Origin of the sequence: Microbacterium zouquanmingi, from assembly GCF_052266695.1 — a bacterium.
Lineage (GTDB): Bacteria > Actinomycetota > Actinomycetes > Actinomycetales > Microbacteriaceae > Microbacterium.
Window position 1 is genome coordinate 1 of sequence record NZ_JBQPQZ010000012.1, and the last position, 5373, is coordinate 5373.

General features: G+C 54.1%; 2 rRNA genes. Both read right to left on the minus strand.

Annotated elements, in window-relative coordinates:
- Window positions 1–75: 75 nt before the first annotated feature.
- Window positions 76–3184 (minus strand): 23S ribosomal RNA (locus tag ACTU6U_RS15330).
- A 404-nt stretch (window positions 3185–3588) separates the two neighbouring features.
- Window positions 3589–5113: ribosomal RNA gene (locus ACTU6U_RS15335) — 16S ribosomal RNA — on the minus strand.
- The 16S and 23S rRNA genes sit together here, the layout of an rRNA operon.
- Between the last annotated feature and the right edge of the window lie 260 nt (window positions 5114–5373).

Genomic DNA, 5373 nt, shown 5'->3' on the forward strand with positions numbered 1-5373 from the left:
AGGGTTCTCGACCGTACATCGAGAACCACTCAGTGGACGCGGAGCATCAGAAAGTTTCGAACTGATGTTTTAAGTGTTATCAAGTCATCGGCTTATTAGTACCAGTCAGCTGCACACCTTGCGGTGCTTCCACATCTGGCCTATCAACCCAGTAGTCTGGCTGGGAGCCTCTCGCCCCGAAGGGCATGGAAGTCTCATCTTGAGGCCGGCTTCCCGCTTAGATGCTTTCAGCGGTTATCCATCCCGAACGTAGCTAATCAGCGGTGCTCCTGGCGGAACAACTGACACACCAGAGGTTCGTTCAACCCGGTCCTCTCGTACTAGGGTCAAATCCTCTCAAACTTCCTACGCGCGCAGCGGATAGGGACCGAACTGTCTCACGACGTTCTAAACCCAGCTCGCGTACCGCTTTAATGGGCGAACAGCCCAACCCTTGGGACCTACTCCAGCCCCAGGATGCGACGAGCCGACATCGAGGTGCCAAACCATGCCGTCGATATGGACTCTTGGGCAAGATCAGCCTGTTATCCCCGAGGTACCTTTTATCCGTTGAGCGACAGCGCTTCCACAAGCCACTGCCGGATCACTAGTCCCGACTTTCGTCCCTGCTCGACCTGTCAGTCTCACAGTCAAGCTCCCTTGTGCACTTACACTCGCCACCTGATTGCCAACCAGGTTGAGGGAACCTTTGGGCGCCTCCGTTACTCTTTAGGAGGCAACCGCCCCAGTTAAACTACCCACCAGGCACTGTCCCTGAACCGGATCACGGTTCGAAGTTAGATATCCAATATGACCAGAGTGGTATTTCAACATTGACTCCACATGAACTGGCGTCCACGCTTCAAAGTCTCCCACCTATCCTACACAAGCCACACCGAACACCAATACCAAGCTGTAGTAAAGGTCACGGGGTCTTTCCGTCCTGCTGCGCGTAACGAGCATCTTTACTCGTAATGCAATTTCGCCGAGTTCGTGGTTGAGACAGCTGGGAAGTCGTTACGCCATTCGTGCAGGTCGGAACTTACCCGACAAGGAATTTCGCTACCTTAGGATGGTTATAGTTACCACCGCCGTTTACTGGGGCTTAAATTCTCAGCTTCGCCTTGCGGCTAACCGGTCCTCTTAACCTTCCAGCACCGGGCAGGCGTCAGTCCGTATACATCGTCTTGCGACTTGGCACGGACCTGTGTTTTTAATAAACAGTCGCTACCCACTAGTCTCTGCGGCCACCACGCCCTTTTCGGAGTAAATCCGTATAAGCGGGTGGCCCCCCTTCTCCCGAAGTTACGGGGGCATTTTGCCGAGTTCCTTAACCACGATTCTCTCGATCTCCTTGGTATTCTCTACCTGACCACCTGAGTCGGTTTGGGGTACGGGCGGCTAGAACCTCGCGTCGATGCTTTTCTTGGCAGCATAGGATCATCCACTTTTTATCCGCATCGTGTCTCAGCCTATGTGAGTCGCGGATTTGCCTACGACTCGGCCTACGCACTTGCACCAGGACAACCATCGCCTGGCTTGGACTACCTTCCTGCGTCACACCTGTTAATACGCTAACCGCACCAGCATGGGGTCGTACGCTAGGCCTCACCCCATCACCCCGAAGGGATCCGGTCATGAGGATTCAGATACTTAGCACCACTGGATTAGCTTGGGCGGTTCTTCGCCGGTACGGGAATATCAACCCGTTGTCCATCGACTACGCCTGTCGGCCTCGCCTTAGGTCCCGACTTACCCAGGGAAGATTAGCTTGACCCTGGAACCCTTGGTCTTTCGGAGGACGTGTTTCTCACACGTCTTTCGCTACTCATGCCTGCATTCTCACTCGTGTAGCCTCCACGGCTGGATCACTCCGCCGCTTCGCTGGCCACACGACGCTCTCCTACCCATCAACACGGCTGGACCACGAAGGCCTACCAATAATGTCAATGCCACAACTTCGGTGGCGTGCTTGAGCCCCGTTACATTGTCGGCGCGGAATCACTTGACCAGTGAGCTATTACGCACTCTTTCAAGGGTGGCTGCTTCTAAGCCAACCTCCTGGTTGTCACAGCAACTCCACATCCTTTTCCACTTAGCACGCGCTTAGGGACCTTAGATGGTGGTCTGGGTTGTTTCCCTCTCGACTATGAAGCTTATCCCCCACAGTCTCACTGCTGCGCTCTCACTTACCGGCATTCGGAGTTTGGCTGACGTCAGTAACCTTGTAGGGCCCATCGGCCATCCAGTAGCTCTACCTCCGGCAAGAAACACGCAACGCTGCACCTAAATGCATTTCGGAGAGAACCAGCTATCACGAAGTTTGATTGGCCTTTCACCCCTATCCACAGCTCATCCCCTCAGTTTTCAACCTAAGTGGGTTCGGTCCTCCACGTGCTCTTACACACGCTTCAACCTGGCCATGGATAGATCACTTCGCTTCGGGTCTAGGACATGCGACTGAATCGCCCTATTCAGACTCGCTTTCGCTACGGCTACCCCACACGGGTTAACCTCGCCACATATCACTAACTCGCAGGCTCATTCTTCAAAAGGCACGCTGTCACCCCTACTAAGGAGGCTCCAACGGTTTGTAAGCAAACGGTTTCAGGTACTATTTCACTCCCCTCCCGGGGTACTTTTCACCTTTCCCTCACGGTACTTGTCCGCTATCGGTCATCTGGAAGTATTTAGGCTTATCAGGTGGTCCTGACAGATTCACACGGGATTTCTCGGGCCCCGTGCTACTTGGGATACTCTTCACGCCAGAACACGCATTTCGGCTACGGGGTTGGCACCCTCTATGACCGGCCTTTCAAGACCGTTCGCCTATACGCTTCTGTAACGTCGCCACCTCGGCAGAGATGACTGAAAAGTCCCACAACCCCGAACATGCAACTCCTGCCGGATATCACACACACTCGGTTTAGCCTGATCCGGTTTCGCTCGCCACTACTAACGGAATCGCGGTTGCTTTCTCTTCCTGTGGGTACTGAGATGTTTCACTTCCCCACGTTCCCTCTACCCGCCCTATATATTCAGGCGGGAGTCACTAGGTCGGCACGCCGCCCAGCGGGGTTTCCCCATTCGGACACCCTCGGATCAAAACTTGCTTATCAGTTCCCCGAGGCTTATCGCAGATTGCTACGTCCTTCTTCGGCTCCAGATGCCAAGGCATCCACCGTTTGCTCTTAAAGACTTGAAACAACATGAGTTCGAATCGTCAAAAATTGACTAATGATCTTTAAGATCATCTTTCTGAACCAATCCCGAAGGATCAGTTCAAAGATGCTCGCGTCCACTGTGTAGTTCTCAAAGTACGGGCGGTACCCCTCACCGCAACCAGCCGAAGCCAGAAACGACAAAAGGCCCAGAGGAACAGTCCCAAGACCTGCTTCCAAAGAAACAAACCCGGTTCCGGTCCCTCAGGACCCAACAGCGTGCAAGCACCACATCCACACAACATTCCGTTCCAACCGCCGAAGCAGCGTACTAAAAACACCATGCATCCGTGATGCCATGTCAAATGTTCCACCCATGAGCTCCCAGCAGAAACGTATGCTCTGATCTGGGCTCTGTCACCCCCGAAGGGATGCAGTTGCTCCTTAGAAAGGAGGTGATCCAGCCGCACCTTCCGGTACGGCTACCTTGTTACGACTTAGTCCTAATTACCGATCCCACCTTCGACAGCTCCCTCCCACAAGGGGTTAGGCCACCGGCTTCAGGTGTTACCGACTTTCATGACTTGACGGGCGGTGTGTACAAGACCCGGGAACGTATTCACCGCAGCGTTGCTGATCTGCGATTACTAGCGACTCCGACTTCATGAGGTCGAGTTGCAGACCTCAATCCGAACTGGGACCGGCTTTTTGGGATTCGCTCCACCTCACGGTATCGCTGCCCATTGTACCGGCCATTGTAGCATGCGTGAAGCCCAAGACATAAGGGGCATGATGATTTGACGTCATCCCCACCTTCCTCCGAGTTGACCCCGGCAGTATCCCATGAGTTCCCACCATTACGTGCTGGCAACATAGAACGAGGGTTGCGCTCGTTGCGGGACTTAACCCAACATCTCACGACACGAGCTGACGACAACCATGCACCACCTGTTTACGAGTGTCCAAAGAGTTGACCATTTCTGGCCCGTTCTCGTATATGTCAAGCCTTGGTAAGGTTCTTCGCGTTGCATCGAATTAATCCGCATGCTCCGCCGCTTGTGCGGGTCCCCGTCAATTCCTTTGAGTTTTAGCCTTGCGGCCGTACTCCCCAGGCGGGGAACTTAATGCGTTAGCTGCGTCACGGAATCCGTGGAATGGACCCCACAACTAGTTCCCAACGTTTACGGGGTGGACTACCAGGGTATCTAAGCCTGTTTGCTCCCCACCCTTTCGCTCCTCAGCGTCAGTAACGGCCCAGAGATCTGCCTTCGCCATCGGTGTTCCTCCTGATATCTGCGCATTCCACCGCTACACCAGGAATTCCAATCTCCCCTACCGCACTCTAGTCTGCCCGTACCCACTGCAGGCTGGAGGTTGAGCCTCCAGATTTCACAGCAGACGCGACAAACCGCCTACGAGCTCTTTACGCCCAATAATTCCGGATAACGCTTGCACCCTACGTATTACCGCGGCTGCTGGCACGTAGTTAGCCGGTGCTTTTTCTGCAGGTACCGTCACTTACGCTTCTTCCCTGCTAAAAGAGGTTTACAACCCGAAGGCCGTCATCCCTCACGCGGCGTTGCTGCATCAGGCTTGCGCCCATTGTGCAATATTCCCCACTGCTGCCTCCCGTAGGAGTCTGGGCCGTGTCTCAGTCCCAGTGTGGCCGGTCACCCTCTCAGGCCGGCTACCCGTCGACGCCTTGGTGAGCCATTACCTCACCAACAAGCTGATAGGCCGCGAGCCCATCCCCAACCAAAAAATCTTTCCAGTAACTGATCATGCGATCGCTACTCGTATCCAGTATTAGACGCCGTTTCCAGCGCTTATCCCAGAGTCAGGGGCAGGTTGCTCACGTGTTACTCACCCGTTCGCCACTAATCCACCCAGCAAGCTAGGCTTCATCGTTCGACTTGCATGTGTTAAGCACGCCGCCAGCGTTCATCCTGAGCCAGGATCAAACTCTCCGTAAAAAAAGAATGCATACAACCACCGGAATAAGGTGAGCTGCAGCGAGTTTGAAACTGACCAAAGAGACAAATTCATTGCTGACTTCATCCGAATGCCAACCCCCAAAGGGATTGGTCTTTGATCCAAAGGAATCTCCCTAGCCGAAGCTAGACGAGGTTATTTGGCATTTGACAAGTGCACGCTGTTGAGTTCTCAAGGATCGGACGCACCCACGACCCGGCCATCACAACCAGGCCCGCAGGGCAACTTCTCAATCTTACCC